The organism is Streptomyces sp. AC602_WCS936 (assembly GCF_019049125.1).
Lineage (GTDB): Bacteria > Actinomycetota > Actinomycetes > Streptomycetales > Streptomycetaceae > Streptomyces.
Map to the genome: position 1 here is coordinate 1 of NZ_JAGMUF010000027.1, position 25,946 is coordinate 25,946.

15 protein-coding genes are annotated in these 25,946 nt (G+C 75.0%); 5 read left to right on the top strand and 10 right to left on the bottom strand.

Going from position 1 to position 25,946, the window contains the following annotated elements:
- The 9 genes from KUM03_RS12090 to KUM03_RS12130 form a co-directional block, all read right to left on the bottom strand.
- Nucleotides 1–3,603: non-ribosomal peptide synthetase (locus KUM03_RS12090; protein ID WP_217247036.1), on the bottom strand; the 3,603-nt coding region annotated here is incomplete at its 3' end.
- Nucleotides 3,600–11,621 (bottom strand): non-ribosomal peptide synthetase, encoded by an 8,022-nt coding sequence (locus KUM03_RS12095; protein WP_217247037.1) that lies wholly within the window; start codon nucleotides 11,619–11,621, stop codon nucleotides 3,600–3,602. The genes KUM03_RS12090 and KUM03_RS12095, both read right to left, overlap by 4 nt.
- Nucleotides 11,622–12,001: 380 nt before the next feature.
- Nucleotides 12,002–12,694 (bottom strand): response regulator transcription factor, encoded by a 693-nt coding sequence (locus KUM03_RS12100; RefSeq protein ID WP_217247038.1) that lies wholly within the window; start codon nucleotides 12,692–12,694, stop codon nucleotides 12,002–12,004.
- 145 nt (nucleotides 12,695–12,839) lie between these two features.
- Nucleotides 12,840–13,685 carry a 4'-phosphopantetheinyl transferase superfamily protein gene (locus tag KUM03_RS12105; protein ID WP_217247039.1) on the bottom strand — a complete coding sequence of 282 codons (846 nt, stop codon included), beginning with the start codon at nucleotides 13,683–13,685 and terminating at the stop codon, nucleotides 12,840–12,842.
- A 67-nt stretch (nucleotides 13,686–13,752) separates the two neighbouring features.
- Nucleotides 13,753–15,525: an acyl-CoA dehydrogenase gene (locus KUM03_RS38865; protein WP_217247040.1), complete on the bottom strand. Its 1,773-nt coding sequence runs from the start codon at nucleotides 15,523–15,525 to the stop codon at nucleotides 13,753–13,755.
- Nucleotides 15,522–16,478, bottom strand: coding sequence for an aromatase/cyclase (locus KUM03_RS12115; protein WP_217247041.1), 957 nt, complete (start codon nucleotides 16,476–16,478; stop codon nucleotides 15,522–15,524). Before KUM03_RS12115 ends, KUM03_RS38865 begins: the two co-directional genes overlap by 4 nt.
- An 11-nt stretch (nucleotides 16,479–16,489) precedes the next feature.
- Nucleotides 16,490–18,253 (bottom strand): FAD-dependent oxidoreductase, encoded by a 1,764-nt coding sequence (locus KUM03_RS12120; RefSeq protein WP_217247042.1) that lies wholly within the window; start codon nucleotides 18,251–18,253, stop codon nucleotides 16,490–16,492.
- Entirely contained in the window at nucleotides 18,243–18,551 is a 309-nt protein-coding gene (locus KUM03_RS12125; protein WP_217247043.1) for an antibiotic biosynthesis monooxygenase, read from the bottom strand. Before KUM03_RS12125 ends, KUM03_RS12120 begins: the two co-directional genes overlap by 11 nt.
- A gap of 27 nt (nucleotides 18,552–18,578) precedes the next feature.
- The gene (locus tag KUM03_RS12130; RefSeq protein WP_217247044.1) at nucleotides 18,579–20,186 is read right to left on the bottom strand and encodes a class I adenylate-forming enzyme family protein; all 1,608 of its coding nucleotides are present in this window, start codon (nucleotides 20,184–20,186) and stop codon (nucleotides 18,579–18,581) included.
- A gap of 258 nt (nucleotides 20,187–20,444) precedes the next feature.
- Between KUM03_RS12130 and KUM03_RS12135 the strand changes: the two genes are divergently transcribed.
- Nucleotides 20,445–21,521: a serine hydrolase gene (locus tag KUM03_RS12135; RefSeq protein WP_217247045.1), complete on the top strand. Its 1,077-nt coding sequence runs from the start codon at nucleotides 20,445–20,447 to the stop codon at nucleotides 21,519–21,521.
- Between the two features lie 82 nt (nucleotides 21,522–21,603).
- Nucleotides 21,604–22,335 carry an SDR family oxidoreductase gene (locus KUM03_RS12140; RefSeq protein ID WP_308406306.1) on the top strand — a complete coding sequence of 244 codons (732 nt, stop codon included), beginning with the start codon at nucleotides 21,604–21,606 and terminating at the stop codon, nucleotides 22,333–22,335.
- Nucleotides 22,336–22,429: 94 nt separating this feature from the next.
- On the opposite strand, the gene KUM03_RS12145 is transcribed toward KUM03_RS12140, so the two are convergent.
- The gene (locus KUM03_RS12145) at nucleotides 22,430–23,308 is read right to left on the bottom strand and encodes a class I SAM-dependent methyltransferase (RefSeq protein ID WP_217247047.1); all 879 of its coding nucleotides are present in this window, start codon (nucleotides 23,306–23,308) and stop codon (nucleotides 22,430–22,432) included.
- Nucleotides 23,309–23,517: 209 nt separating this feature from the next.
- Between KUM03_RS12145 and KUM03_RS12150 the strand changes: the two genes are divergently transcribed.
- Genes KUM03_RS12150 through KUM03_RS12160 form a run of 3 tightly spaced genes read left to right on the top strand, consistent with a single transcriptional unit; the run spans nucleotide 23,518 to nucleotide 25,707 of the window.
- On the top strand, nucleotides 23,518–23,952 hold the full coding sequence (locus KUM03_RS12150; RefSeq protein WP_217247048.1) for an ester cyclase: 435 nt from the start codon (nucleotides 23,518–23,520) through the stop codon (nucleotides 23,950–23,952).
- 2 nt (nucleotides 23,953–23,954) lie between these two features.
- Nucleotides 23,955–24,794: an NAD(P)H-binding protein gene (locus tag KUM03_RS12155; RefSeq protein ID WP_217247049.1), complete on the top strand. Its 840-nt coding sequence runs from the start codon at nucleotides 23,955–23,957 to the stop codon at nucleotides 24,792–24,794.
- A gap of 19 nt (nucleotides 24,795–24,813) precedes the next feature.
- Complete coding sequence (locus tag KUM03_RS12160) at nucleotides 24,814–25,707, top strand: NmrA/HSCARG family protein (RefSeq protein WP_217247050.1); 894 nt, start codon at nucleotides 24,814–24,816, stop codon at nucleotides 25,705–25,707.
- The last annotated feature ends 239 nt before the right edge of the window (nucleotides 25,708–25,946 follow it).

Consider the following 25,946-nt stretch of genomic DNA (forward strand, 5'->3'; position numbering starts at 1 on the left):
GGCCAGGTCGCGGGTGAGCGGGGCCAGGGACCAGCCGTCGCCGGCGATGTGGTGCAGCAGCAACAGCAGCACGTGCTCGCCCTCGCCCAGCTCGAACAGCGTGGCCCGCAGCGGCAGGTCGCAGGTGAGGTCGTAGGGCCGCCCGGCCGTCTCGGCCAGCCGGTCGGCGAGGCGGTCCTCGTCGGCGGTGGTGGTCTCCAGGCCGGGTACGGCCTCGCCGGGCGGCAGGATCTCCTGGTACGGCTCGCCGGCGTGGGCGGGGTAGACGGTGCGCAGCGTCTCGTGCCGGGCGGTCAGGTCGGCGAGGGCGGCGCGCAGTGCGGCGCGGTCGACGTCGCCGCGTAGCCGCAGGGCGAGCGGGATGTTGTACGTGTTGTTGGGGCCGTCGAGCCGGCCGAGGAACCACAGCCGGCGCTGGGCGTGGGACAGCGGCAGCCGGGCCGGGCGCCGCTCGGGCGCGACCGGCAGCAGGGCGGGGCGGGCGCCGTCGGCGCCGTCGAGGCGTTCGGCGAGCCGGGCGACCGTGGGTGCCTCGAACAGCTCGCGCAGCGGCACCTCGGCGGCGAGGACGCTGCGGACGCGGCTGATGAGCCGGGTGGCGAGCAGGGAGTGCCCGCCGAGTGCGAAGAAGTCGTCGTCGATGTGGACCGGTCCGGTGAGGCCGAGCACCTCGGCGAACAGGCCGCACAGGATCTCCTCGCGCGGCGAGCGCGGCCCGCGCCGGGCGGCCGCGGTGGTCCGCGGCGCGGGCAGCGCGGCCCGGTCCAGCTTGCCGTTGGGGGTCAGCGGCAGTTCGTCCAGGACGACGATCGCGGCGGGCACCATGTAGTCGGGCAGGGTCCGGGCCAGCGCGGTACGCAGCGCGGCGGGGTCCGGCGCGTCCTGGGCCGGGACCACGTAGCCGACGAGGCGTTTGTCGCCGGGGCGGTCCTCGCGGGCGAGGACCGCGGCGCGCGCGACGCCGGGCAGCGCGGCGAGCCGGGCCTCCACCTCGCCGGGCTCGATCCGGAAGCCGCGGATCTTGACCTGGTGGTCGGCGCGGCCGGCGAACTCCAGCTCCCCGTCGGCCCGCCACCGGCCCAGGTCACCGGTGCGGTACATGCGGGAGCCGGCGGGCCCGTAGGGGTCGGCGACGAACCGCTCGGCTGTCAGCTCCGGACGGTTCAGGTAGCCGTGTGCCACACCGGCGCCGGCCAGGTACAGCTCGCCGGTGACACCGGGCGGCACCGGCCGCAGCGCGCCGTCCAGGACGTGGACGCGGGCGCCTGCGACGGGCCGCCCGATCGGTGCCGGGTCGCTCCAGCCGTCCGGGTCGGCGGGCAGGGCGGTGCCGGTCGTCACGTGGGTCTCGGCGGGACCGTAGTGGTTGTGCAGCCGCCGGCCGGGTACGGCGGCGACGAACGCGCGCACGGCGGGACCCAGCCCGAGTGCCTCCCCGGCCTGCACCACGTGGACCAGCGCGGGCAGGGTGCGGGCCTGCTCGGCGGCGGCCTCGGCGACCGCGTCGATGACGAGGCTCGGCGCGTACAGCTCGGCCACGCGCCGCTCGTCGAGCCAGGCCGTCAGCAGCTCGGCGCTGCGGCGCACGTCCTCGGCCGGCACGGCGAGGGTCTTGCCGTGCAGCAGCGCGGAGAGGATCTCCTGGCTCGCGACGTCGAAGCCGATGGTGGTGAACTGGGCGACCACCGTGCCGGTGCCGCCGGGTATCTCCCGCTGGTGCCAGGTGAGCAGGTTGACCAGGGCCGAGCCCGGCATGACCACGGCCTTGGGGCGGCCGGTGGAACCGGACGTGTAGATCACATAGGCCGGGTGACCGGGCAGCAGCGGAGCGAGCCGGTCATCGTCGGTGAGATCCGCCGCCGCGAACCCGGACAGATCCGCCTGAAGCACCTCGGACGTGAGGGCCAGCGCCGGACCCGCATCCTCCAGCATCAGCGCGATCCGCTCGGCCGGATACGACACATCCACCGGCAGATACGCGGCACCCGACTTCAGCACCGCCAGCAGAGCCACGTACAGCTCCACACCACGCGGCAGCCGCAACGCCACGATCCGCTCCGGACCCGCACCCCGCTCCACCAGATACCGGGCCAGCCGGTTGGCCCGCGCGTTCAACTCCCCGTACGACAACGACTCCCCGCCCACCACCAGCGCCTCCGCGTCCGGAGTACGAGCGGCCTGCGCCTCGAACAGGGCGGGCAGCGTGCGGTCTCCGGGAGCGGTGGAGGCGGGTCCGCGGGCGAGGTCGAGGGCCTGGTCGTGCTCGTCGGCCGGCAGCAGGGCGGCGCGGCCGACGGGCAGGCCGGCGCCGTGCTCGGCGACATCGGCGAGCAGGGCGTCCAGGCGGCGCAGCAGCCGCTCGGCGCCGGCGGTGTCCAGCACGTCGCCGCGGTGGTCGAGGCGGAAGCGGAGCCGCTCGCCGGGGATGGCGAGCAGGCTCAGCGGGTAGTGCGTGGCGTCGCCGACCTCGAAGGAGGCCAGGCGCAGGCCGCGGGTCTCGGCGCGCAGCACCTCCGGGTCCAGCGGGTAGTTCTCGAACACGACGACGGTGTCGAAGAGTTCACCGGTGCCGGCCGCCGTCTGGATCTCGGTCAGGGACAGGTGCCGGTGCTCGATGAGCGCGGCCTGCTCGCGCTGGACGCGGGCCAGCAGGGTGCCGAGCGTCTCCCAGGGGCTGATGCGGACCCGTACCGGCAGGGTGTTGATGAACATGCCGATGGTGGACTCGATGCCGGGTATCTCCGGCGGGCGGTGCGAGACGGTGGCGCCGAACACCACGTCGTCGCGGCCGAGTTCACGGCCGAGCAGCAGTGCCCAGACGCCCTGCACCAGGGTGTTGGGGGTCAGGCCGAGGGAGCGGGCGAGGGTGGTCAGCCGCCCGGTGGTGGCCTCGTCCACCTCGTGCCAGATCTGGCCGGGCAGCGCCAAGCCGCCGTCCGCGCCCCGGCTGCGCCCGGCGTCCGCAACCAGGCTCGGCTCCTCCAGTCCGGCCAGCGCGGTGCGCCAGGCGGTGCGGGCCGCGTCACCGTCACGCCCGGCGAGCCAGGCCAGATAGGCCCGGTAGGGGGTGACGGGCGCCAGCGCGGAGTCGTCGCCGTGGTGCTCGTACAGCGTGAACAGCTCGCGCACCAGCAGCGGCATCGACCAGCCGTCGAACAGCAGGTGGTGGGTGGTCAGCACGAGCTTGTGGTGGTCGGGGCCGAGGGCGAGCAGGCCGCAGCGCAGCAGCGGCGGGGCGCCCGGGTCGAAGCGCTCGGCGCGGTCCTCGGCGACGAAGTCGTCCACCCGCCGCCGCTGCTCGTCGTCGGGGAGCCCGGTGAGGTCGCGGCGGCGCCAGGGCAGCGGCACCTCGCGCGGCACGAACTGCACCGGCCGGTCCACGTTCTGCTGCCAGAAGCCGGCGCGCAGGTTGGGGTGGCGGCGCAGCAGGGCGCGGACCGCCGACTTCAGTCCGTCCTCGTCCAGCGGGCCGCGCAACTCGAAGACCATCTGGACGGTGTAGACGTCCGGGCCGTCGGCCTGCGCTCCGTAGGCGACCTGGAAGAGCAGCCCTTCCTGGAGCGGGGTCAGGGGCAGGACGTCGGCAAGTCCGGACTGCGTCATCGGGCTACCTTCCAGGCGGCTTCGAGCTGGTCGATCTGGTCCTGGCTGAGCTGGACCAGGGCCAGGTCGGACGGGGTGATCCCGCCCGCGTCGGGGCGTTCGGCGTGGGCGGCGAGGGCGGTCAGGGCCCGGAACCAGCTCTCACCGAGGTCGCGTACGGCGTCCTCGTCCAGGAGCCGGCCGGCCCAGGTCCACACGGCCGTGAGCCGGGGTCCGCCGCTCTCGTCACGGGTGAGGGCGTTGAGTTCGACGGCGTGGGCGAGCGGCAGGCGCTCGTCGGTGCCGTCGCCGATCAGGTCCGCGTCGGGGGCGGCGGTCCACAGGCCGCCGTCGGGGGCGGGGAACCGGCCCAGGTAGTTGAAGCCCAGGTCGGGTGTGCCGTGCGGGGCGAGGGCGGTCAGGCCGCGGGCCGCGCGGGCGTCGAGGTGGCGCAGCAGCCCGTGGCCGATGCCGCCGTCGGGGATCTCCCGCAGCTGTTCCTTGACCCGCTTGACGGCCGTTGTGGCGGCGGGGCCGCCGGCCAGCGCGTCGTCCCGGTCGAGCGGGCCGGGCGCGAGCAGGACGGGGTAGATGGAGGTGAACCAGCCCACGGTGCGGGAGAGTTCGGCGCCGCTGTCGCCCGGTTCGCGGCCGTGTCCCTCGACGTCGACGAGGACGGCGTCGGCGTCGCCGAGCCCGCGGCGCCTGCGCCAGTCGGCGACGGCGAGCGCGAACGCGGTGAGCAGGACGTCGTCGACCCGGCCGTGGAACGCGGCGGGCACGGTGGTGAGCAGGGCGGCGCTGGTGTCGGGGTCCAGGTCGAGGCTGATGCTGCGGGCGGTCGCCGCGGTGTCGCGGGCGGGGTCCAGCCGGCGTGCGGTGACCGGCGGTGCGCCGTGCGCCAGCATCCTGGTCCACAGGGCGAGTTCACCCAGCCGCCGCTCGGTGCGTGCCTGCTCGGCCAAGTGCTGGGCCCAGGCCCGGAACGGGGTGCCGACCGGCGGCAGGGGGGCCTGCGGATCCTCCCAGGCGGCCCGCAGGTCCGGCAGCAGGATGCGCCAGGAGACGCCGTCCACGACCAGGTGGTGCAGGGTGAGCAGCAGCAGGCCGGGCCGGTCTGCTCCGGCGTCCAGCCAGACGGCCTGGCCGGTGCGGCCGGCGAACGGGTCGAGCCGGTCCCGGGCGGCGGCGGCCTCCCGGGCGGCCAGCGCGGCCAGCGCCCTCTCGTCCAGCCCGGCGGCCTCCACGCGGCGCACCCAGTCGGCGGCGCGGACGGTGCCGGGCGGGTCGACGCGCATCGTCCAGCCGACGTGCCCGCCGCGCGTTGTATTGATGCCCGCCGTGTCGCCGCCACGCGTCGTACCGGCTCCTGCCGTGCCTCCACCGGATGCCGTGCCGACTCCTGCCGTACCTCCACCGGACGCCGTGCCGTCGCCCGCTGTGTCCCCGCCGGGCGTGCCACGACCTGCCGCGACGCCAGCCACAGGGCCGCCAGCCGCAGGGCCGCCACCCACAGGGCGGCCAGCCGCAGGGCCATCACCCACAAGGCCACCGCCCGCCGCGCCACCGTCCACGCCAGGCTCGCGGGCGAATACCGCGCGCAGGACGTCGTGGTGGTCGACGAGTCTCTGCAGGGCGGCCGTGAGGCGGGCCTCGTCGAGGTGGGGCGGGACGGGTACGGCCATGGTCTGGCTGAACGCCTCGACGGGGCCGCCGCGTTCGCGCAGCCAGTGCATGACGGGGGTGAGCGGCACCTCGCCGGCCGGCTCGGCCGTCAGGCCGCCCGGTGCGGCGGACGCCTGCTCGGTGCTGCCCTCGGCGACCTGGGCGAGGGCGGCGACCGACTTGTGCTCGAAGACCTGCGCCGCGTTCAGCACCAGCCCGGCGCGCCGGGCCCGGCCGACCAGCTGGATGACCATGATGCTGTCGCCGCCGCGGTCGAAGAAGCTGTCGTCGACGGAGACCCGCTCCACACCCAGCACCTCGGCGAACAGCACCGCGAGCAGTTCCTCGCGCGGGGTGCGCGGAGCGCGGTGCGCGCCCGTGGCGGCGCCGAAGTCCGGCACGGGCAGGGCCCGGCGGTCGAGCTTGCCGTTCGGGGTGAGCGGCAGCGCGGGCAGGCCGACGACGGCCGCCGGCACCATGTAGTCGGGCAGCGCTCCCGCGACGTGGGCGCGCAGGGCGGCGGTATCGGGGTCGGCGCCGGGCGCGGCCACCACGTAGGCGACGAGCCGCTTGTCCCCGGGGCGGTCCTCGCGGACCAGGACGGTGCACTGGGCGACCTGCGGGTGGGAGCCCAGTACGGACTCGATCTCGCCCAGCTCGATCCGGAAGCCGCGCACCTTGACCTGGTGGTCGACGCGCCCGAGGAATTCCAGCACGCCGTCGCCGCGCCTGCGCACCAGGTCGCCGGTGCGGTACACGCGGGCGCCCTCGGGACCGAACGGATCGGCGACGAACCGTTCCGCCGTCGCGTCGGGCCGCTTCAGGTAGCCGCGGGCCAGACCGGTGCCGCCGATGTACAGCTCACCGGCCACGCCCGGCGGGACGGGCCGCAGCCGGTCGTCCAGCACGTGGCAGGTGGTGTTGTCCAGCGGGGTGCCGATGGGGACGGTGGTCTCCTGCTCCCACGGCGCCCGCATGAAGTGGTGGGTGGCGAAGGTGGTGGTCTCGGTCGGTCCGTAGCCGTCGACGACCATGGTGCCGGGCGAGGCGGCCAGGACCCGGGCGACCGCCGCCGGGGAGACGACGTCGCCCCCGGTCCACACCTCCCGTACGCCGGTGAAGCACTCCGGGGACTCCTCGGCGAGCAGGTTGAACAGGCCGGAGGTGAGCCACATGCCGGTGACCCGGCCGTCCACGACCGCGCGGGCCAGGGCCCGGGTGTCCAGGTCGCCGGGCGGGGCGACGACGACGGCGCCGCCGGACACCAGCGGCACCCACAGCTCGTACTGGGAGGTGTCGAAGGAGTACGGGGAGTGCAGCAGGACGCGTTCCTGGTTGCCGGTGCGCCAGCACCGGTCGGCGGCCAGCGCGGAGACGTCGCCGTGGGTGATGGCCACGCCCTTGGGCCGGCCGGTGGAGCCGGAGGTGTACATCACGTACGCCAGCTGGTGCGGGTGGGCGGGCACGGCGGGCAGCGGCCGGAGCTGCCCGCCGTGCGCGTCGTCCACGACGACGACCTCGGCGTCCGGTGCCCAGGAGGCGCAGGCGTGCTCGGCGTCGGTGGCACGGTCGGTGAGTACGACGCGGGCGCCGACGTCACCGGTGATCAGGGCCATCCGGGAGGCCGGGTAGCGGGTGTTGAGTGGCACGTAGAAGCCGCCGGCGCGCACCACCGCGAGCAGCGAGACGACGAGGTCGGCGGAGCGCTCCTGGAGGACCGCGACGGCGCTCTCGCGGCCGACGCCGGCGTCGGCGAGCCGCCGGGCGAGCCGCCCGGAGCGCGCGTCCAGTTCGGCGTAGGTCAGCTCGGTGCCGTCGGTGCCGACCACGGCGACGGCGTCGGGGGTGCGCCGGGCCTGGGCCGCGAACTGCTCGGCGAGTCCGGTGCCGGGCACCGGCCGGGTGGTGTCGTTCAAGGCGGCCAGGCGGGCGCGTTCGGCGTCGTCCAGGAGGTCGTGCGCGCCGACCGGCAGCCCGGGCGCGTCGATGGCCCCTTGGAGCAGCGTCAGCAGGCGGCGCACCAGGGACTCGGCGGTGGACCGGTCGTACAGCGCGAGGTCGTACTCCAGGTCGCCGTCGATGCCGGCGAAGCCGCCCCGGCCGTCGCGGTGCTCGACCAGGTTGAACGTCAGGTCGAACTTGGCGACGCCGAAGTCGACGGGCTCCCGCCGCACGTCGAGGCCCTTGAGCGCGGGCCGGGCCTCGAAGTCCTGGTAGGACAGCACGACCTGGAACAGCGGGTGGCGGGCGGCCGACCGCTCCGGCTGGAGCCGCTCGACGACCCGGTCGAAGGGCACGTCCTGGTGGGCGTAGGCCGCCAGCGCGGTGGCCCGCACCCGGGCGAGCAGATCGGTGAAGGCGGGGTCGCCGGAGGTGTCGGCGCGCACCACGACCGGGTTGACGAAGAAGCCGACGACGTCGTCCAGGGCGCGGTCGGGGCGGGAGGCGGTGGGGCAGCCGATGGGGATGTCGGTGCCCGCGCCGAGCCGGGTGAGCAGGGCGGCCAGCGCGGCCTGGAGCACCATGTGGCAGGTGGCGCCGCGCTCGCGGGCGAACGCGTCGAGCCTGGCGTGGAGTCGGGGGCCGATCCGCAGCGGCACGGAGTCGCCGCGGTGCTCGGCGACCGGCGGCCGGGGGCGGTCGGTGGGCAGTTCCAGCTGGTCGGGCAGGCCGGCCAGGGTGCGCTCCCAGTGGGCGAGCTGGCGCCCGGACAGGCTCGTCGGATCGTCCTCGTCGCCGAGCAGTTCACGCTGCCAGCGCGCGAAGTCGGCGTAGGTGACGGGCAGTGGCCCGAAGCCGGGCTCGGCGCCGGCGCCGGCGCCCCGGGCGGCGTACGCGGTGGACAGGTCGGTGAGCAGCGGGCGCAGCGACCAGCCGTCACAGGCCACGTGGTGCAGGACCAGCAGCAGGACGTTGTCGCCGTCGGGCAGGGTGAACAGGTGGGCGATGACGGGCAGTTGCCAGTCGATGTCGAAGGGGGTGCGGGCGGCTTCGGTGAGCGCGGCGGGCAGCCGGTCGGGCTGGACGCGGGTCTCCACCAGCCAGGGCCGGGCCTGCTCGGGCGGCAGCACGCGGGGGGTGACGCCGTGCTCGCCGCGCGGGTAGACGGTACGCAGGCTCTCGTGCCGGACCACGACGTCGTACAGGGCGTCGCGCAGCGCCATGCGGTTCACCGGGCCGGTCAGGCGCAGCGCGAGCGGCATGTTGTAGGTGGGGGCGGCGGCGTCCTCCACCTCGCGCAGCACCCACATGCGGTGCTGGGCGTACGACATGGGGGCGGGGCCGTCGGCGGGGCGGGGCACGAGCGGGGGCCGCTCGGGCGTGGCGGCGGCGCGGACGCGGGCGGCCAGGCCCGCCGGGGTGGGCGCCTCGAACAGGTCCTGGACGGTGATCTCGGCGCCCAGCGCGTCGCGGACGGCGGCGATGAGCCGCCCGGCGAGCAGGGAGTGCCCGCCGAGGGCGAAGAAGTCGCTGTCGCCGCCGACCTCGGTGACGCCGAGGACGGAGGCGAAGGCGCCGCGCACGGCCGCCTCGGCCGGGTCGGCGGGCGGCGTCCGGCCGGCGGCGGTGGCGGTGGGGGCGTCGGGAGCGGGCAGCGCGGCCCGGTCGAGCTTGCCGTTGGCGGTCAGCGGCAGCGTGTCGAGCACGGTGAACGACGCGGGCACGCAGTGCGCGGGCAGGGTGCGGGTGAGCGTCGCGCGCCAGCCGGCGGGGTCGGGTGCGGTGCCGGCCGCGGGCACGGCGTACGCGGCGAGCCGCCGGTCGCCCGGCCGGTCCTCGCGGACGGTGACGGCGGCCTGGGCGACGCCGGGGTGGGCGGCCAGCGCGCTCTCGATCTCGCCGAGTTCGATCCGGAAGCCGCGGATCTTGACCTGGTGGTCGCCGCGCCCGAGGTAGGCGAAGGTGCCGTCGTCGAGCAGGCGCACCAGGTCGCCGGTGCGGTACATGCGGGAGCCGGGCGGGCCGTAGGGGTCGGCGACGAACCGGTCGGCGGTCAGGTCCGGGCGGCCGAGGTAGCCGCGGGCGAGGCCGTCGCCGGTGACGTACAGCTCGCCGGTGAAGCCGGGCGGCACGGGGCGCAGCGCGGGGTCCAGGACGCGGGCGGCGAGGTGGGGCAGGGGGCCGCCGACCCGGGAGCTGGTGCCGGGGGCGGTGTCGCCGGGGCCGAGAACGGCGTGGGTGACGTGCACCGTGGTCTCGGTGATGCCGTACATGTTGACCAGCGAGACGCTCTCGCCGCGCCGGGCGTACCAGTCGGCGAGCCGGGCGGGTTCCAGTGCCTCGCCGCCGAACACGACGTGCTTCAGGGCGAGCCGGGGGGAGCCGGCGTCCCGGTCGGCGGCGTCCAGTTGGTGGAAGGCGCTCGGTGTCTGGCTGAGCACGGTGACCCGCTCGCGGCCGAGCAGGCCGAGGAGTTCGGCGGGCGAGCGGCTGACGGTGTGGGGCACGACGACGAGCCGGCCGCCGTGCAGCAGCGCCCCGAAGATCTCCCAGACGGAGAAGTCGAAGGCGTAACTGTGGAAGAGGGTCCACACGTCGTCGGGGCCGAAGCCGAACAGGGGCCGGGTGGCGGCGAACAGCCGCACCACGTTGGCGTGCGGGACGACCACGCCCTTGGGGCGGCCGGTGGAACCGGAGGTGTAGATGACGTACGCCGGATTCGCCGGGTCCACCGCCACGCCCGGGTCGGTGGCCGGGTGGCCGGCGTCGTCCGCGCGCAGCGCGTCCTCGTCGACGACGGTCACCGGCCGGGCGTCCTCGATCATCCAGGCGAGCCGGTCCTCGGGGTAGTCGGGGTCCAGGGGCAGGTAGGCGGCGCCGGTCTTCAGGACCGCGAGGAGGGCGACGACCAGGTCGGGGGAGCGCGGCAGGGCGAGGGCGACGATCCGCTCGGGTCCGGCGCCGCGGGCGACGAGCCGGTGCGCCAGGCGGTTGGCGCGGGCATCGAGTTCGGCGTACGTCAGCTGCTCGGCGCCGTGCGTGACGGCGACGGCGCCGGGGGTGGCGGCGGCCCGCTCGGCGATCAGGCCGTGCAGGGTGCCGGCCGGGGCGCCGGCGGCGGCCGGGCGGGCGGCGGGTGTTCCGTGGGCGGCGTGCACGCGGGCCAGCGGGGTGCCGGGGTCGGCGGTGGCGAGCCGGTCCAGGAAGCGGGTGAAGCGGCGCAGGTGGTCCTCGGTGGCCGCCTCGTCGTAGAGCGCCGGATTGGCCTCCAGGTTCAGGCGCAGTCCGGTGCCCTCCTCGTGCACGGAGAACTTCAGGTCGTCGACGGGGCCGGTGGACACCGTGTGCACGGTGGCCCGCAGCGGGCCGAAGTCGATGCCGTGGTCGTGCCCGGCGACGTTGACCACGGGTCCCGTGGCGTCCTCGCCGACGAGGCCCAGTGCGCGGCGGACCTCCTCATAAGGGAAGCGCTGGTGGCGCAGTACGGGCGCCAGCGCGTCGCGCCCCGCGGCCACCAGGCCGGCGAGCGAGTCGGCCGGCCGGGGCGCGAGGTGCAGCGGCAGGACGCCGGCGACGCATCCGGGGGCGCGGCGGGCGGCGGCGGTACGGCGGGCCGTGACCGGCAGTCGCACCGTGACCTCCCGCCGGCCGGTCAGCCACTGCGCGTAGGCGCCGACGGCGGCGGGGAAGGCGGCCTGCCAGCCGGTCCCCGCGGCGGCGGCCAGCCCGGTCAGTCCCTCGCGCACGGCGGCGGGCAGCAACGCGCTGCGGCGTACGGGGGCGGGCCGGGCGGGGGCGGTGCGGCCGGCCAGGGCGACCGGGGCGGGGCGCGGTGCGGCGAGCCAGTGGGCACGGTCGGCGGCGTGGGCGTCGGAGTCGCGCCAGGCGTGCTCGGCGTCGAGCAGCGCGCGGATGCCGGGGAGGTCCTCGAGCGGTTCCCCGCGGTAGGCGCGGGCGACCTGCCCGGCGACGAGCCGGAAGGCGTACCCGTCCAGCAGCAGGTGGTGGACGTGCTGGAACCAGCGGTGGCGGTCCGGGCCGAGCGTGATGAGCGCCTGGGTGAACAGCGGCCGTCCCGAGGTGACGTCGAGCGGGGTGGCGAGGATGTCGTCCATCCACGCGTCGGCGGCGGCGCCGGGGTCCTCGGCGGTGCTGACGTCCACGCGGTGCAGCGTGAACCCGGCGTCCGGGGCCACGCTCTGGAAGACGGTTCCGTCGGGGTCCGTGGCGAAGCGGAGGCGCAGCGCGTCGGTGTCCTCGACCACGGCCCGCAGGGCCGCCTCGAACCGGTCCTGGTCGAGGTCGCCGGCGAGTTCCACGTACTCGCCCGTGTTGAACACGGGGCTGCGTGGGTCTCTCGCCTGCGCGAACCAGATGCCGAGCTGGGCCGCCGTCAGCGGCAGACGCACGTCGTCGGGAACGGGAACAGGCACACTTCCCCCAAGGTTCCGGGCCGTCCGCGGCACAGGCGGCGCGATACCGGCCCAGCCTCCCCGTCACGGTTGACAGCCCGCTGACCGACACCTGATGCGCGCGGTCACCCCCGGGCGGACGGCACGCGAGCACGGCGACACCCGGACTGACTCCGCCCTCAGTGCCACGGCACGCACGCGGGCACGGCGGCCCCCGGGCAGGCGGCACCTGACACACCAGCACCCGGGCACGCGCCCCACACCCCGTGGCACGGGCAAGGCACCACACCGCACGCGGGCGCGGCGCGCCGTGGGTGGATAGCGGCCGCGGCGGGACCGGACGGCAGGGGGACGGAGGCCGGGCGGGGGCCGCGGCGGGGCGGTGGGCCGTCCGGGTGCCGTCAGCGCAGGCCGGACTCGAAGGCGTAGATGGCCACGTGGACCCGGTTGCGCAGGCGCAGCTTCTGGAGCAGGTTCTGCACGTGCGTCTTGACGGTGTGCTCGGACAGCGTCAGCGAGCGGGCTATCTCGGTGTTGGACAGCCCGCGCGAGACGAGGTCGAGGATCTGGTGCTCGCGGTCGGTGAGCCGGTCGGGCGGCACGGTGGAGACGGACGTGGTGCCGGCGCCGCGGGCGGGCGGTGCGGCCGGGGCCAGTGGGCCGCGGGCCATCGAGTAGCCGGCGGCGGCCAGCGAGACGGCCGCGGCGAGTTGTTCGGCGCCGGCCGTCACGGGCAGGTGACCGCGCAGGGCCGGAGCCGGGCGCTCCGGCGGCTCGACGCCGCCGACGGTGAGCACGGCGCCGTCCGCTCCGACCGCCCGCAGCAGGGCGTCGGACTCCTCCTCGTCGCGCAGTCCGTGCGCGAGCAGCACGTCGGGCTCGTGCGCCCGGACGGCCGCGAGGGCCCTGGGTCCGGGCTCGTCCTCGCCGACGACGGTGATGTCACCGCGCCCGTCGAGCAGGGACCTGATCCCGGCCCGCGCGAGGGCGTCGGGGCCGACGAGGAACAACCGCACCCCGCGCGCGGCGGCGGCCGCGCCCGGCAGCACCCGCAGCACGGAGGTCCGCGCGAACCCGATGGTCGGTTCCGTCATCAGACGCCCCCCTCACCTACTCGTGGACGCTCACGAAGGTAACCGGGCCGCCCCTGCCCGGTGCGCCGCGTCCACCGGGCCTCGAGGCGGGAGCGAGCGGAACCGAAGCGGGCCGGGGCCGAGGGGGTGCCGGTCCGGGCGGCGGCTACCGCGGGCGCGAGGCCATCAGGGACAGGAAGCCCGGGTCCAGCATCGTGCGCGCCGACGTGTCGTGGGCGGGGTCCAGACCCGCGTCGTGCCGGGCCACGCTCAGCAGGTAGCGGCCCTGCACCGGGTGCGTGGCGAAGGACCACTCGCCGCGGGAGGCGGGCGAGCCGTCGGGGGCCTGGAGCCGGCCGGTGCGCAGGGAGAAGCCGAACTCGGTGAAGCCCAGCCGCATGCCCTGGCCGAGCGCCTTGGTGTACGCCTCCTTCAGCGTCCACAGGCGAAGCGTTTCCGCAGTCTGCCGTCCCTCCGGCAGCGGGGCCAGCTCGGCGGCCTCCGCCGGTGTGCACATCTGCGCCCTGAGCAGGTCGAACCGCATGCGCCGGCCCGCTGGTTCGGCGTCGATGCCGATCCGGCCGAGGCGGCTGAGGCCCACGGCGAGCAGGTCCCCGGTGTGGGTGAGGCTGACGTCGACCTGGTCGAAGCCGCGCAGGTACGGCCGGCCGCCCAGGCGGTAGGCGAGGTCCAGCGCCTCGGGCGGGACGCGCAGCGCCGCCGCCGCCGTGTACTTGATCAGCAGCCGCGAGGCGAGGAAGCGGTAGCGGACCGTGGGCTCGGGGGTGCGCCGGTACCGCGTCCAGTCCCGGCCCAGCAGCCGGCGCAGCCGGGGCTGGGCCAGGGCCGCCGGAAGCCACTCGCCCCATGTGGTGTGGACGACGGCGTGGCCCCGCTCCGCCAGATCGTCGTGCACCCGCTGCCACGGCCCGGTGGCGCGCGGCACGTGGACCGGGACGGCGACGCCCGGCCCTCCGGTGAGGTCCAGGTCCACAGCCCTCTCCCTTCTCATGTCCCCTCGGGCCCCGTGGCCCTGCGGGTCTCGTGCCCCGGCCGTCGTGGCCCTGCGGCCGGCCGTGCTATCCGGCGAGCTGTGCGGCGTACAGGTCGAAGCTGCGGCCTTCGCGGAAGCGGGCGAGCAGCTCACCCAGCACCGTCGCGGTGACGCCGTCGGGCAGTTCGGGGACGGGAACGCCCAGCCTGCGGCCGATCCGGCTCAGGGCGAGCACCGCCCAGGCCGGGTCGTCCAGGAAGGAACCGGTGCCGTCCTGGCCCAGCCACACGCCGAGGCAGGCCGCCGCCGCGAGGACCAGCCCGTGGCGCTCGGCGAGCATGCAGGCGCGCGGGTCGACGAGCGCCGCACGGCCCGCCTCGGGCAGCGCGGCGCACTGCTCGCGCAGGGCGCGGACCTCGGTGGCGAAGGACTCCGCGAGGTCGGCGAGCGCGGCCCAGGCGGGCCCGGACGAGCGCAGGGCACCGATCCGCTCGGCGCTGCCCACCAGGGACGCGACGAGCACGTCGTCGCCGCCCAGAACGCTGGTCCTGCGGTAGTCGAAGGCCGGGAGGGGCGCCTCGGGCAGGAACAGCCGGCCGGGAGGCTCGTCGGTGCGCAGCCACGACTGCCGGGCGAGCACCGGCAGCTGGGGGACGAGCACGGCGAGGCAGGCCGCCGTGCCCGCATGCCCGAGACCGGCCACCGGCAGGTCGCGGACCAGCTTCTCGAAGCCTCCGTACAGCGGTCCCCGGTCGTACCCGTGGGCGCCGAGCACGGTGGACAGCTCCTCCAGGTTCTCGCGCAGCAGGTCCGGCACGGTCAGTTTGGCGGCGGCGGCGATCAGATGGGCGTCGTCGGGCAGCAGGCTCAGCGCCCGCAGGCCGGTCACCGCCATGCTGTCGCAGGCCAGCACGTCCGCGAACACCCCGGCCAGCACTCCGTGCCAGCGGCGCGCCGGGAGGCCGCCGTCCCGGCCGGCGGTCGCGGCGCGCACCGCGAACCGCAGCACGCTGTCGACGCCGGCCACCAGGGTGCCCGGGATGAGGCAGCGGTTGACCTGGTAGGTGCGCAGGGCGAGTGCCACGCCGTCGCCGGTCTCCCCGACCAGCGCGTGGGCGGGCACCGGGCAGCCTTCGAATGCCAGGCCCGAGAAGCGGCTGCCGCGCATCCCGGTGGTGACGGCGCGCGGCAGCCGGCGCAGCCCGTGGGCGGGCAGTTCGCCGGCGTCGAGCAGGAGGACGGAGTGGCTGCGCGGGCCGGCGGCGGTCGTGGTGCGGGCGTACATGACGAAGGTGTCCGCCCGGTCCGCGTTGATCACCACGTCCTTGCGGCCGTCCACCACGAAGCCGCCGCCGGGGGCGGAGCGGGCGCCGAACTCGTCGCGCAGGATGGCGTTGGCGTGCGCCAGTTCGTGGTGGAGGATCGTCACCCGGCCGGCGCCGCCGTCCAGCAGGCGCCGGGCGACCTCGGCCCGCTGCCGTTCGTCGCCCGCCGCCCACACGGCGGAGGCGCCGAACAGCGCGGTGATCCCGAACCCGAACCCGAGCGCCACGTCCCGCCGGAAGAGCGGGCGCAGCACCCGCGCCAGCACGTCCGGACGGGCGAGCCGGCCGCCGAGGTCGCGCGGGACGAACTCGGCGGCCAGCCCCGCCCGGGTGAGCAGGTCCTCGGTGGCCGCGGGCGTCTCACGGCGGTCGTCGGCGGCCAGCAGCGCGGCGTTGCCGTGCGGGTTGCGGGCGTCGTTCGGGTCGCCGAGGAGCCGCTCGTAGTGGTCGGCCCGTTCGGCACCGCCCGGCGGCGCGGGTCCCGGTCCGGCCGGGGCGCCGCGGGCGGGTGCGGGGAGCGTGCCCGTGGTCACAGGACCGTGACCGCGTTCTCCGCGTGGCTCTTGGCGAGGTTCATGGTGGCCGTGCTGTTGCGGCCCAGCGCCTCGCGCACGTAGCGGCGCGCGTCGGCCACCGTGGCCCCCTCGCCGAGCACCCGCTCGATGTTCTCCTCGCGCAGGACCACGCTGTGCCGTGACACCACGGTCGCGCCGGTCTCGTCCTGCTCGACGGTCCACTCGCCGGTGTGCGCCGACATCAGCAGCGGGGTCGCCGTCTGCTTGTAGACGATGCGTCCGGCGTCCGGGAAGCAGACCCGCACGGACTCGGTGGTGTGCGACGAGCCGTCGGCGGTCAGCGTGTCCATGGACATGATCTGCACGCCCGGTTCGTCCTCGACGAGGTCCAGGCGGGAGACGTGCGGCACCAGTTCGGGCCAGTCGCCGACCCGGTAGAGGAAGTCGTAGACCAGCTCGGCGGGGCCGTTGACGCGGACGGTGTCCTCGAAGGTGAGGACCAGCTCGTCCAGCTTCGCCCAGCGCTCGGCCAGCGCCTTGAGGTTGGCCAGTTCGGCCCGGCTGTTGGTGTCGGTGGCCCGCTCCACCCAGGCGACGGCCTCGGCGTCGTCGCCGGCGACGGTGAAGTCGTGCAGCAGGGTCAGTTTGGACCGGTCGGCGCCGAGCGGCTCGATGATCCAGGTGCCGCCCATGGACTGCACGGGCCGGGCCGGAAGCTCCTGGCGGAACTCCACGCGGCGTGCCACGGGGTCGAGGACCCGGCGGGACGTCCAGGACTTGATCTCGCCGTTGGCGGTGGCCCACATGCGCAGCCGCTCGTGCTCGCCGTCGAACTCGAGCTGCTCGACGTGCACGTTGGGCGGGAAGTACAGCGGCCACTGGACGGCATCGGAGATCAGGCCGTAGACCACGCCCGCGGGCGCGGCCACGGTCACGTCGTGCGTCGTGCGGTGCACTCGCTCAACGGACATCTTCTGCATCCTCATTTCCGGTGTCGGTGGTTTCCGGTGGTCATGGCGGTGGGAACGCCGACGGATGCTCCGACGGTGTCGCGCTCCGCTCGACGTGTGGACGAGTCCCGCTCGAGGACTGCCGCAGGACCGGTCGCCGGACGCACGTGCAGGGCGCGCAGCGCTTCCTCGAGGGCGGCCGGGGTGAGCAGGTCGCCGCGCGCGGCGAGATAGCCGTCGGGGCGGATCAGCGCCCAGCCGCCCGCGCCCAGCCGGAGGGCGGCCCGCAGTGCGCCGCCGGGGTCGGCGAGGGGGGCGGGGCCGGGGCCTGGGCCGACGGTGCGCACCGACAACCAGGCGCCGTGCCGGGCGGCGGCACCGGCGGCCGTGCGCACGCAGCGGGCGTCGGGGCCGTGGCCGCCGGGGACGAACAGCAGGGTGCAGCGCACGTCGCGCAGTTCGGCGGCGAGCGCGGGCGCGGCGACGGCGGCCATGGCGGCGCGTTCTCCCGGGGCGGGCACGCCGGGCCGGCGGGGCACCATGACGGGGGCGTCGACGGGCGCGGCGAGCGGTACCGGCTCGGGGCCGCCGCCGGTCGTCAGGGAGCCGGCCGCGTAGTGCAGCCGGAGCCCGGAGATGCCGCCGAGGACCTTGCGCTGGATGGCGCGGCGCAGTGGCGGCACGTTGCGGACGACGCCGAAGACGACCGGCAGCGCCACGGCGGCCAGCGCGTTCTTCAGCTGCACCAGGAACGTGGCGGTGCGGGTGGAGCCGAGCAGGGCCCGGCCGACGGGGACGCGTTCCTCGCCGTAGCTGTCGAGCAGGGTGTGCGCGGCGTGGCCGCGGTGCACCAGGGCGAGTTTCCAGGCCAGGTTGTACGCCTCCTGGATGCCGGTGTTCATGCCCTGCCCGGAGGCGGGGCTGTGCACGTGGGCGGCGTCGCCGGCGACGAACACCCGTCCCTCGCGCATCCGGGGCACCATGCGCTGCTGGAAGGTGAACACCGAGGTCCACTCGGGTTCGCCGACCCGCACCGGACGGCCGAGGCCGGCCGACAGCCGGGCGGACAGCCGCTCACGGGCGCCGTCCGCGCCGTCCGGGCCGGGCGCGGTGTCCAGCAGCCGCCAGTGGCCCTCGCGGGCGTAGGGCACCATCATCAGGGCCTGGCCGCCGGTGTGGACCCAGTAGATGCTGTCCTGCGGCAGGTCGGTGTCGACGGGTGCGTCGGCGAGCATCCACGTGTCGCGGCTGTCGCCCACCAGGGGCAGGCCGAGCCGCTTGCGGACGGTGCTGTGGCCGCCGTCGCAGCCGACCAGCCAGTGGGCGGCGAACTCCTCCTCGCGCCCGTCGCCGTGGCGGAGCACGGCCCGTACGCCGGTCGCGTCCTGCTCGAATCCGGTGAGGGCCACGCCCCATTCGACGTCCACGCCGAGCCGGGCGACGGCCGCGCGCAGCACCGCCTCGGTGCGGGTCTGCTCGACGACGAGGGTGTACGGGTAGCGGGTGGGCATGGTGGCGTAGTCCGCTTCCAGGCGGACCAGCCGGCTGCCGCCCGCGTACATGGTGAAGGCCCGGTTCTCGCGGCCCTCGCGCAGCAGCGGGCCGACCGTGCCCATCTGGTCGAGGGTCTCCAGGGTGCGCGGGTGGACGGCGACGGCACGGCTGGTGCGGGCGGGTGCGGCGGCGGCGTCGACCAGGCGGACGCGCAGGCCCCGGCGGGCCAGTTCGTGGGCGGCGGTCAGGCCGACGGGACCGGCGCCGACGACGAGCACGTCGGCGGGCGGCTCAGCGGACACCGGAGGCCTCCGGGACGCGGGCGTCCTCGTCCTCGTACAGCCCGGGTTCGGCGGTGACGAGCGGCTTGAGGGCGGCGACCAGGCGCTGGAAGCCCTCGCTGGTGACGGCGGCCCGGTGAGCGGCGGCGCTCTCCCACTCGGCGATCTCCAGGTGGACGGTCCGGTCGCCGGCGTGGCGGAGGCTGCGGTGGGCGAGGTAGCCGGGCTGGGCCGCCATGTACTCGGTGAGGCGGGCGCGTACGGCGGCGAACTCGTCCTGGTCGCCGTGCACGGTCAGCTTGTTGACGAAGGTCACCATGGTGGTCTCCTCGGTGTGTCGGGACGGTCAGGCGGCGTTCTCCTCGGCGGCGCGCTGGTGCAGCCGCCGCCGGACCTCGCGCCGGGCGGGCTTTCCGGTGGGCGTGCGGGGTACGGCGTCGACGGCCTCCAGTCGCCGGATCCGTTCGAAGGGGGCGAGGCGTTCGTTGGCGCGCTCGGCGACGGAGTCCAGCACGTCGAGGACGGCGTGCGCGGGCCCGCCGGGCGGGGCGGCCGGTGCGCGCAGCGCGATGCCCGCCCACACGACGCTGCCGTGCACGGCGTCGGGCCAGTCGGCGACGACGCACTCGGCGACCCGGGGGTCCTCGGCGAGGACCCGTTCGACCGCGGCGGGCGAGACGAGTTCGTTGTCGTACTTGAAGACGTCGTCCAGGCGGTCCACGAGGTGCAGGACTCCGTCGTCGTCGAGCCGGCCCACGTCGCCGGTGGAGAACCAGCCCTCGGCGTCGATCCGGGAGGGCTGGTCGTCGTGCAGGTAGCCCGCCATCACCTGGGGGCCGCGCACCTGCACCTCGCCGGTGGCGCCGGCGGGGACCGGCTCGCGGCTGTCCAGGTCGACGATCCGGCTCTCGGTGCCGGGCAGTGCCCTGCCGACGGCGCCGTGGCCGACCGGGTCGCCGGGCCGCTGGTTGTGGGCGAGCGGGGACAGTTCGGTCATGCCGTAGCCCTGGATCACGGGCACGCCGAGGGCGTCGCGCAGCCGGTGGGCGGTGCTCGGGGCGAGCGCGCTGCCGCCGGACATCACGACGGTGAGCGGCCCGTTGCGCAGGTGGCCGGCGGTGCCGTCGAGCCGGGGGTCGGCGGCGAGGCGGTGCAGCCGGGCGGGCAGGCCGTAGTAGTGGGTGGCTCCGGCGCGGGCGGCCAGGTCCAGTGAGGCCACCGGGTCGGGGTCCTGGCACAGCACCTGGTGGGCTCCGGCGTACACCGCCGAGTTGAGGTGCATGGTGTGGTACAGCGGGAGGTGGTTGACGGTGACGGCGTCGGGGCCGAGCCGGTGCGCGTGGCCGATCTGGGCGGCGTTGGCGACGAGGTTGCGGTGGGTGAGCCGGACGCCCTTGGGCCGGCCGGTGGTGCCGGTGGTGAACTGCAGGCAGACCACGGCCCCGGTGCCGGCGGGTCCGTCGCCGAGCCCGAACGGCTCCTCGGGCACCGACCGCAGCGCGGCGGCGAGCGGCACGGCGTCGGCGGGGACCACGCCGTCGTCGGCGTCGGTGACGAGGACGGTGTGCAGGGCGGGCAGCCGGTCGCTCAGTTTCGTCAGGCGTTCGGCGAGCGCGGTGGGCACGAAGGCGGCCTCGATCCGGGCGGCGGTGAACACGTGGTGCAGCGCGGCCTCGGACAGCAGGGGGTTGACCAGGGCGATGGTGCAGCCGGCGCGGCTGGTGCCGTAGTAGGCGGCCGGGAAGACGGCGTCCAGGGCGCCGGCCACCGCCACGGTGGCGCCGCGTGGCACGGTGCGCCGCAGGTGGTGTGCGATGCGGTCGGCGTCGGCGTCGAGCCCGGCGAAGGTGACGGTGCCCGCGGCGGTGGTCACGGCGCGGCCGTCGGGGTCCCGGGCCGCGGCGGCGCGCAGCAGTCCGTCCAGGGGCAGTTCCGGATACGTGAAGCCCGGCACGGCGTCCTCCTCCTCGGAACCGACCGTCCCCTCCGTCGGGATCGGCAGACACCCTCACGCTCCGCACGGGCGCTCGAAACCCCGTCGAGACCGGCTCGAGCCCGGCCGCACGTCTCCTCGAACCGGCGCGGGGGGCGGCCGCGGCCCGGACGCCGGCGCCGGCGGACGCGGCTCCAGCGGCGCGCGGGTGCGGCTCGATCGCGGGGCGCCAACGTGCTGGCGGAAGGTAGTGAACCGGGACGATGGGAGCCCCCCGACATGACGCAGACGACGATCGACCGGCCTGAGGTCTCGGCCCTCCAGGAGGCCGTGCAGAAAGCCGCTGACCGGCTCGTCGAGGCCGGTGCCGCGGGCGCGCAGTTCCGGGTGACCCGCGACGGCGACTCCTTCGTGGTGACCTCCGGTGTCGCCGAGCTGGGCACCGACCGCCCGGTCCCGGCCGACGGCCGCTTCCGTATCTCCTGCATCACCAAGCCGTTCGTCTCCGTGGTCGTCCTCCAGTTGGTCGCCGAGGGCAGGATCGAGCTGGACCGCACGGTGGAGAGCTATCTGCCGGGCCTGCTTCCCTACGGCGAGAAGATCACCATCCGCAACCTGCTCCAGCACACCAGCGGCCTGTACAACTACATGGACTCGTTCCAGAAGCCGGGCGACCGCTTCCTGCGCGACCGCTACAAGCACTACGAGCCGGAGGACCTGATCGCCATCGCGGCGGCCAAGCCGCTGGAGTTCGAGCCGGGCAGCAAGTTCGCCTACTGCAACACGAACTACTTCGTCATCGGGCTGCTCATCAAGAAGGTCACCGGCCGCACCCACCGCGAGGAGATCACCGAGCGGGTGCTTGAGCCGCTGGGCCTGACCGAGACGGTCCTGCCGGGCGACGACCCGAACATCCCGGGCCCGCACGCCCGCGGCTACATGGAGATCGGCGGCGAGCCCGTCGACGTGACGCTGATGAACCCCTCCGAGGCGGGCTGCGCCGGCGAGATCATCTCCACCACCAAGGACCTCGACACGTTCTTCGCCGCGCTGTTCGACGGCAAGCTGCTGAACGAGCCGGAGTTCACGGAGATGACCACGGCGCTGCCGCCGGAGATGATCGAGAACCTGCCGATGGGCATCGGCTACGGCCTGGGGATCATGAAGCTGGAGAACGACAAGAACCTGGACCTGTGGGGTCACGGCGCCGGCATCCCCGGCTACGCCACGTTCGCGGCCACCACCCGCGACCTGAGCGCCCGCGTCCAGCTGTCGTTCACGATCGGTGACAAGGACTTCGGCCCGGAGGCCGAGCAGGCCGTCATCCGCGGCGTCAACACCGCGCTGTGCGCCTGAGGAAGGACGCATGGAGAACACAGTGAGGAATCCCGCACAGGATTCGACACGGAATGCGGGACCGGATTCCGTACGAAAAGCGGTGGTGGTGACCGGCGGCGGCACGGGAATCGGTGCCGCCACGGCCCGCGCATTCGCCGACGACGGCGCCCATGTCCTCATTGTCGGGCGCAACGAGGCGACGCTGAAGGAAACCGCCGAGGGACACGACCGTATTCGGGTTCTGTCGGCCGACATCCACGATCACGACGCGCCCGACGCCATCGTGGAGAAGGCGCTCGCGGAATTCGGCCGGATCGACGTCCTGGTCAACAACGCGGCCGTCACCGGATTCGCCGCACTGGACGGCCTGGACCGGGAGTCGGTGCGGACCCAGCTCGGCACGAACCTCGTCGCCCCGGTCTTCCTCACCCAGCGCGCGCTGGACGCGCTGGAGGCGACCCGGGGCGTGGTCGTCAACGTCTCCTCGGCCGGGTCGCTGGGCCGCCGTGCCTGGCCGGAGAACTCGGTCTACGGCATGGCCAAGGTGGCACTGGACTTCCTGACCCGCACCTGGGCCGTGGAGCTGGCGCCGCGCGGCATCCGCTCGGTCGGCATCGCCCCCGGCGTCGTCGACACCGGTGTCGGGGTGCGCGCGGGAATGCCGCCGGAGGCCTACGAGGCGTTCCTGGCCGAGATGGCGAAGCGGATTCCGGCCGGCAGGGTCGGCCGGCCGGAGGACATCGCCTGGTGGATCGTTCAGCTGACGCGGCCCGAGGCCGCGTACGCCAACGGCACGGTCCTGGCGGTGGACGGTGCGCTGTCCGTGACGTGACGGGACGGACGACGCACGCCGAGGGCCCCCCGGGCAGCGCCCGGGGGGCCCTCGGCCGTGTGCGTTCCCGGACGCCGTCGGGCCGGGGCGGCGGTCAGCGGGCGACGGTCGCCGTGACGTAGCGGACGGGGACGTCGATGTGGATGACGCCGTCGTCGCCGCGCAGCGCGTCCAGCCCCTCGGTCAGGCGGGTGCGCAGGGTCGCGGCCTCTTCCTCGGGCAGGTGCTGCCACAGCAGGCGCATGCCCTGGGTGTGCGACCAGGTGACCCAGTCGGCACCCGACACGGCGGTCATGTCCACGCTCTCGTCGGCGATCTCCACGTCCCGGAAACCGGCCGTGTGCAGGGCGGCGGTGAGGTCGGCGGGGTCCTCCAGCCAGGAGTGCAGCTGCTCCCGCAGCCGCTCCGGGTGCCAGGCGGCCGGCAGGTGCTCCAGCAGCGACAGCGGGATCCAGCGGGTGAACAGCGGCGGCAGGAACGGGAAGGTGTCGCGGGCGAACACGGGGCTGGTGAAGGCGATCCGGCCGCCGTCGCGCAGCAGCCGGGCGTAGCGGGCGAGCGCCCCGCGCGCGTCCGGCAGGAAGATCACGCTGTAGCTGCCCACCACGAGGTCGAAGGAGCCCTCGGGCAGGTCGGGGTGCTCGCCGTCCATGACGCGCAGTTCCACGTTGCCGATGCCCTGGCGTTCGACCTCGCGCCCGGCCTGCTCGATCATCGCCTCGGCGATGTCGATGCCGAGGGCCGAGCCCTGCGGGCCGAGCAGGCGGGCGGCCGGCAGCAGCGTGGCGCCGAGGCCGCAGCCGACGTCGAGCAGGCGCTGTCCCGGGCGCGGCGCGGCCCGCTCCACGAGGCGCCGGCCCATCGGGGTGAAGAACTCCACCCCCAGCCGGTCGTAGGTCGCCGCGGCCCCGTTGAAGGCGGCGGTGACTTTCGTCTTGTAGATGTCGGTGGCGGTGTCGGTGGCGGTGTCCACGGTCGGCTCCGGGTTCCTCGTCGGGGTGGTGCGGAAAAACGCGAGGTGCACCCGCCATGCTCCGGCGGTCCTTTCGGAAACCGCTAAAAGCCGCGTAGAGGCGGCCTCGACCGCCGATATCGGCCGCTTGCCCACCGTATTCCGCCACCGCAGACTGACGCCCAGTGTCCCGGCGTCCTGGACCGACATCCGTGGAGGGGAATTCTTCGATGAGCAGTCAGATAGACGCGGTGCGCCGCATGGTGCAGGCGTACAACACCGGAAACACCGAGGATGTGGCCGAGTACATCCACCCGGAATACCTCAACCCGGCGACGCTGGAGCACATGGACCTGCGCGGTCCGGATTCCTTCGCGATGGCTGTGAAGTGGCTGCGGATGACGTTCTCCGAGGAGGCGCACCTGGAGGAGGTGAAGATCGAGGAGCGTGGCGACTGGGTGCGCGCGTACCTCGTTCTGTACGGCCGTCACGTCGGGAACCTGGTCGGGATGGCGGCGACCGGCCGCCGCTTCTCCGGTGAGCAGATCCACCTGATCCGCTTCGTCGACGGCAAGATCCGCGACCACCGCGACTGGCCCGAGTACCAGAGCACCTACCGCCAGCTCGGCTCCCCGTGGCCGGAGCCGAACGGCTGGAGGGACTGACGATGATTCTCGTCACCGGAGCGACCGGCAAGGTGGGCCGGGAGGCAGTGGAGCAGCTCGTGGCCCTCGGCCGCGAGGTGCGGGCGCTCAGCCGCAAGCCGGAGGAGGCCGGCCTGCCCGAGGGCGTGGAGGTCGTCGCGGGCAGCCCCGCCGACCCCGGCTCGCTGGCCGCCGCCTTCGACGGCGTCGCCCAGGCGCTGGTCGTGCTGTCGGGCGATGTGGCCGGGGAGGCCCGCAACGTGGCGAAGGCCGCCGCCGACGCGGGCGTGGAGCACATCGTGTTCCTGTCGTCGGCGAGCGTGCTGCACCCGCTGTCGCACGGCATCAAGGAGGAGCACCGGGCCGCGGAGGAGGCGATCACCGCGTCGGGCGCCGCCACCACGTTCCTGCGTCCGGGCCCGTTCCACGCCAACACCTCGTGGTGGATCAAGACGGTCCGGGAGAACTCCTCGGTGCGCGACTGGATCGGCAACAACCCGGGCGCCCCGATCGACGAGTACGACATCGCCTCCTCGGCGGTGGCCGCGCTCACCGGGGACGGCCACCGCGGCGAGGCCTACGTGCTCACCGGTCCCGAGGTGCTCACCTCCGAGGAGCAGGCCCGCGTCCTCGGCGAGGTCCTGGGCCGGGAGCTGGAGTTCTCCGTGGCCCCGCAGGAGGAGGTCGTGGAGGTCTTCGCCGGCATCACCGGCGACCGCCCGGCCGCGGTCACCAACGTGGCCGCCCTGCACAGCCCCGAGGTGCCGTGGGCCCGGCCCACGGCCGCCGTCCGGGACCTCACGGGCCGCGAGCCGCGCCCGTACCGTCAGTGGGCCGTCGCCAACGCGGCCGTGTTCGGCTGAGACCCAGGAGGGGCAGAAGATGACGAACGAGCCGAACACGGGCAGCGGCCCGGACGGCACCGTCCTGGTGATCGGCGCGACCGGCCAGCAGGGCGGCGCCACCGCCCGCGAGCTGGTGCGACGGGGCCGGACGACGGCGGCCCTGGTGCGCGATCCCGAGTCCGAGAAGGCCCGTGCGCTCGCGTCCCTCGGCGTGCGCCTGGTCCGCGGCGACATGGACGACGAGGCGTCCCTGCGGGCGGCGATGGAGGGTGTGCACGGGGTGTTCTCCGTGCAGAACTTCATGACGCCGGGGGGTCTGGGCGGAGAGGTGCGCCAGGGCCGCGCGGTGGCCCGGGCCGCGAAGGCCGCCGGCGTGGCCCACGTCGTGTACAGCTCGGTGGGCGGCGCCGAACGCCACAGCGGCGTACCGCACTTCGACTCCAAGCGGCACATCGAGCGGTACCTCCAGGAACTGGACGTGCCGACGACCGTGCTGCGCCCGACGTTCTTCATGGACAACTTCGCCGCGCACGGCCCGCAGAACGTCGACGGGACACTGGTGGTGCAGCTGGGCCTGAAGCCGGACACCCGCGTGCAGTTCATCGCCGTGGACGACATCGGCTTCTTCGCGGCGCAGGCCTTCGACCGGCCGGACGAGTACATCGGCCGGGCGCTGGAGCTCGCCGGTGACGAGCTGACCGCGACCGAGGTGGCGGCGGCGTACGCGGAGCGCACCGGGCTGCCCGCGCGGTTCGAGGAACTGCCGCTGGACATGGTGGCCGCGAACCCGTACATCCCCAACGCCCCCGAGATCGCCCTGATGTTCGAGTGGTTCCAGGACCACGGCTACCAGGCCGACATCGCGGCGCTGCGCACGGAGCACCCGGGCCTGCAGTCGTTCGCGACGTTCCTGAAGGGCATCGAGGCCTGAGCCTGCCGCTCGGCGTCCGGCGCCGGAAGCGGCTCGGACTCGGTCACCGTCCTGCGCGCACCGGACATCGGTCGGGCCGGGCCCCCAGAGGTGGGGGCCCGGCCCGACGGCGTTGCCTCTTCGGCCTTCGGGTGATCAGACCGTGGACTATGGTGTGGGGATGACTACCGGGACGGCATCGCGCCACACACGGATCGGTGACCCGGTGCACTCCTGAGCGCCGCGCGGGCCCCGCCTCC

Bases quoted from the DNA above. Each gene is read 5' to 3' on its own strand.
- KUM03_RS12135 (WP_217247045.1), top strand. From the start codon at position 20,445: ATGACGCAGACGACGATCGACCGGCCTGAGGTCTCGGCCCTCCAGGAG.
- KUM03_RS12100 (WP_217247038.1), bottom strand. From the start codon at position 12,694: ATGACGGAACCGACCATCGGGTTCGCGCGGACCTCCGTGCTGCGGGTG.
- KUM03_RS12150 (WP_217247048.1), top strand. From the start codon at position 23,518: ATGAGCAGTCAGATAGACGCGGTGCGCCGCATGGTGCAGGCGTACAAC.
- KUM03_RS12105 (WP_217247039.1), bottom strand. From the start codon at position 13,685: ATGAGAAGGGAGAGGGCTGTGGACCTGGACCTCACCGGAGGGCCGGGC.
- KUM03_RS12160 (WP_217247050.1), top strand. From the start codon at position 24,814: ATGACGAACGAGCCGAACACGGGCAGCGGCCCGGACGGCACCGTCCTG.
- KUM03_RS12125 (WP_217247043.1), bottom strand. From the start codon at position 18,551: ATGGTGACCTTCGTCAACAAGCTGACCGTGCACGGCGACCAGGACGAG.
- KUM03_RS12115 (WP_217247041.1), bottom strand. From the start codon at position 16,478: ATGTCCGTTGAGCGAGTGCACCGCACGACGCACGACGTGACCGTGGCC.
- KUM03_RS12155 (WP_217247049.1), top strand. From the start codon at position 23,955: ATGATTCTCGTCACCGGAGCGACCGGCAAGGTGGGCCGGGAGGCAGTG.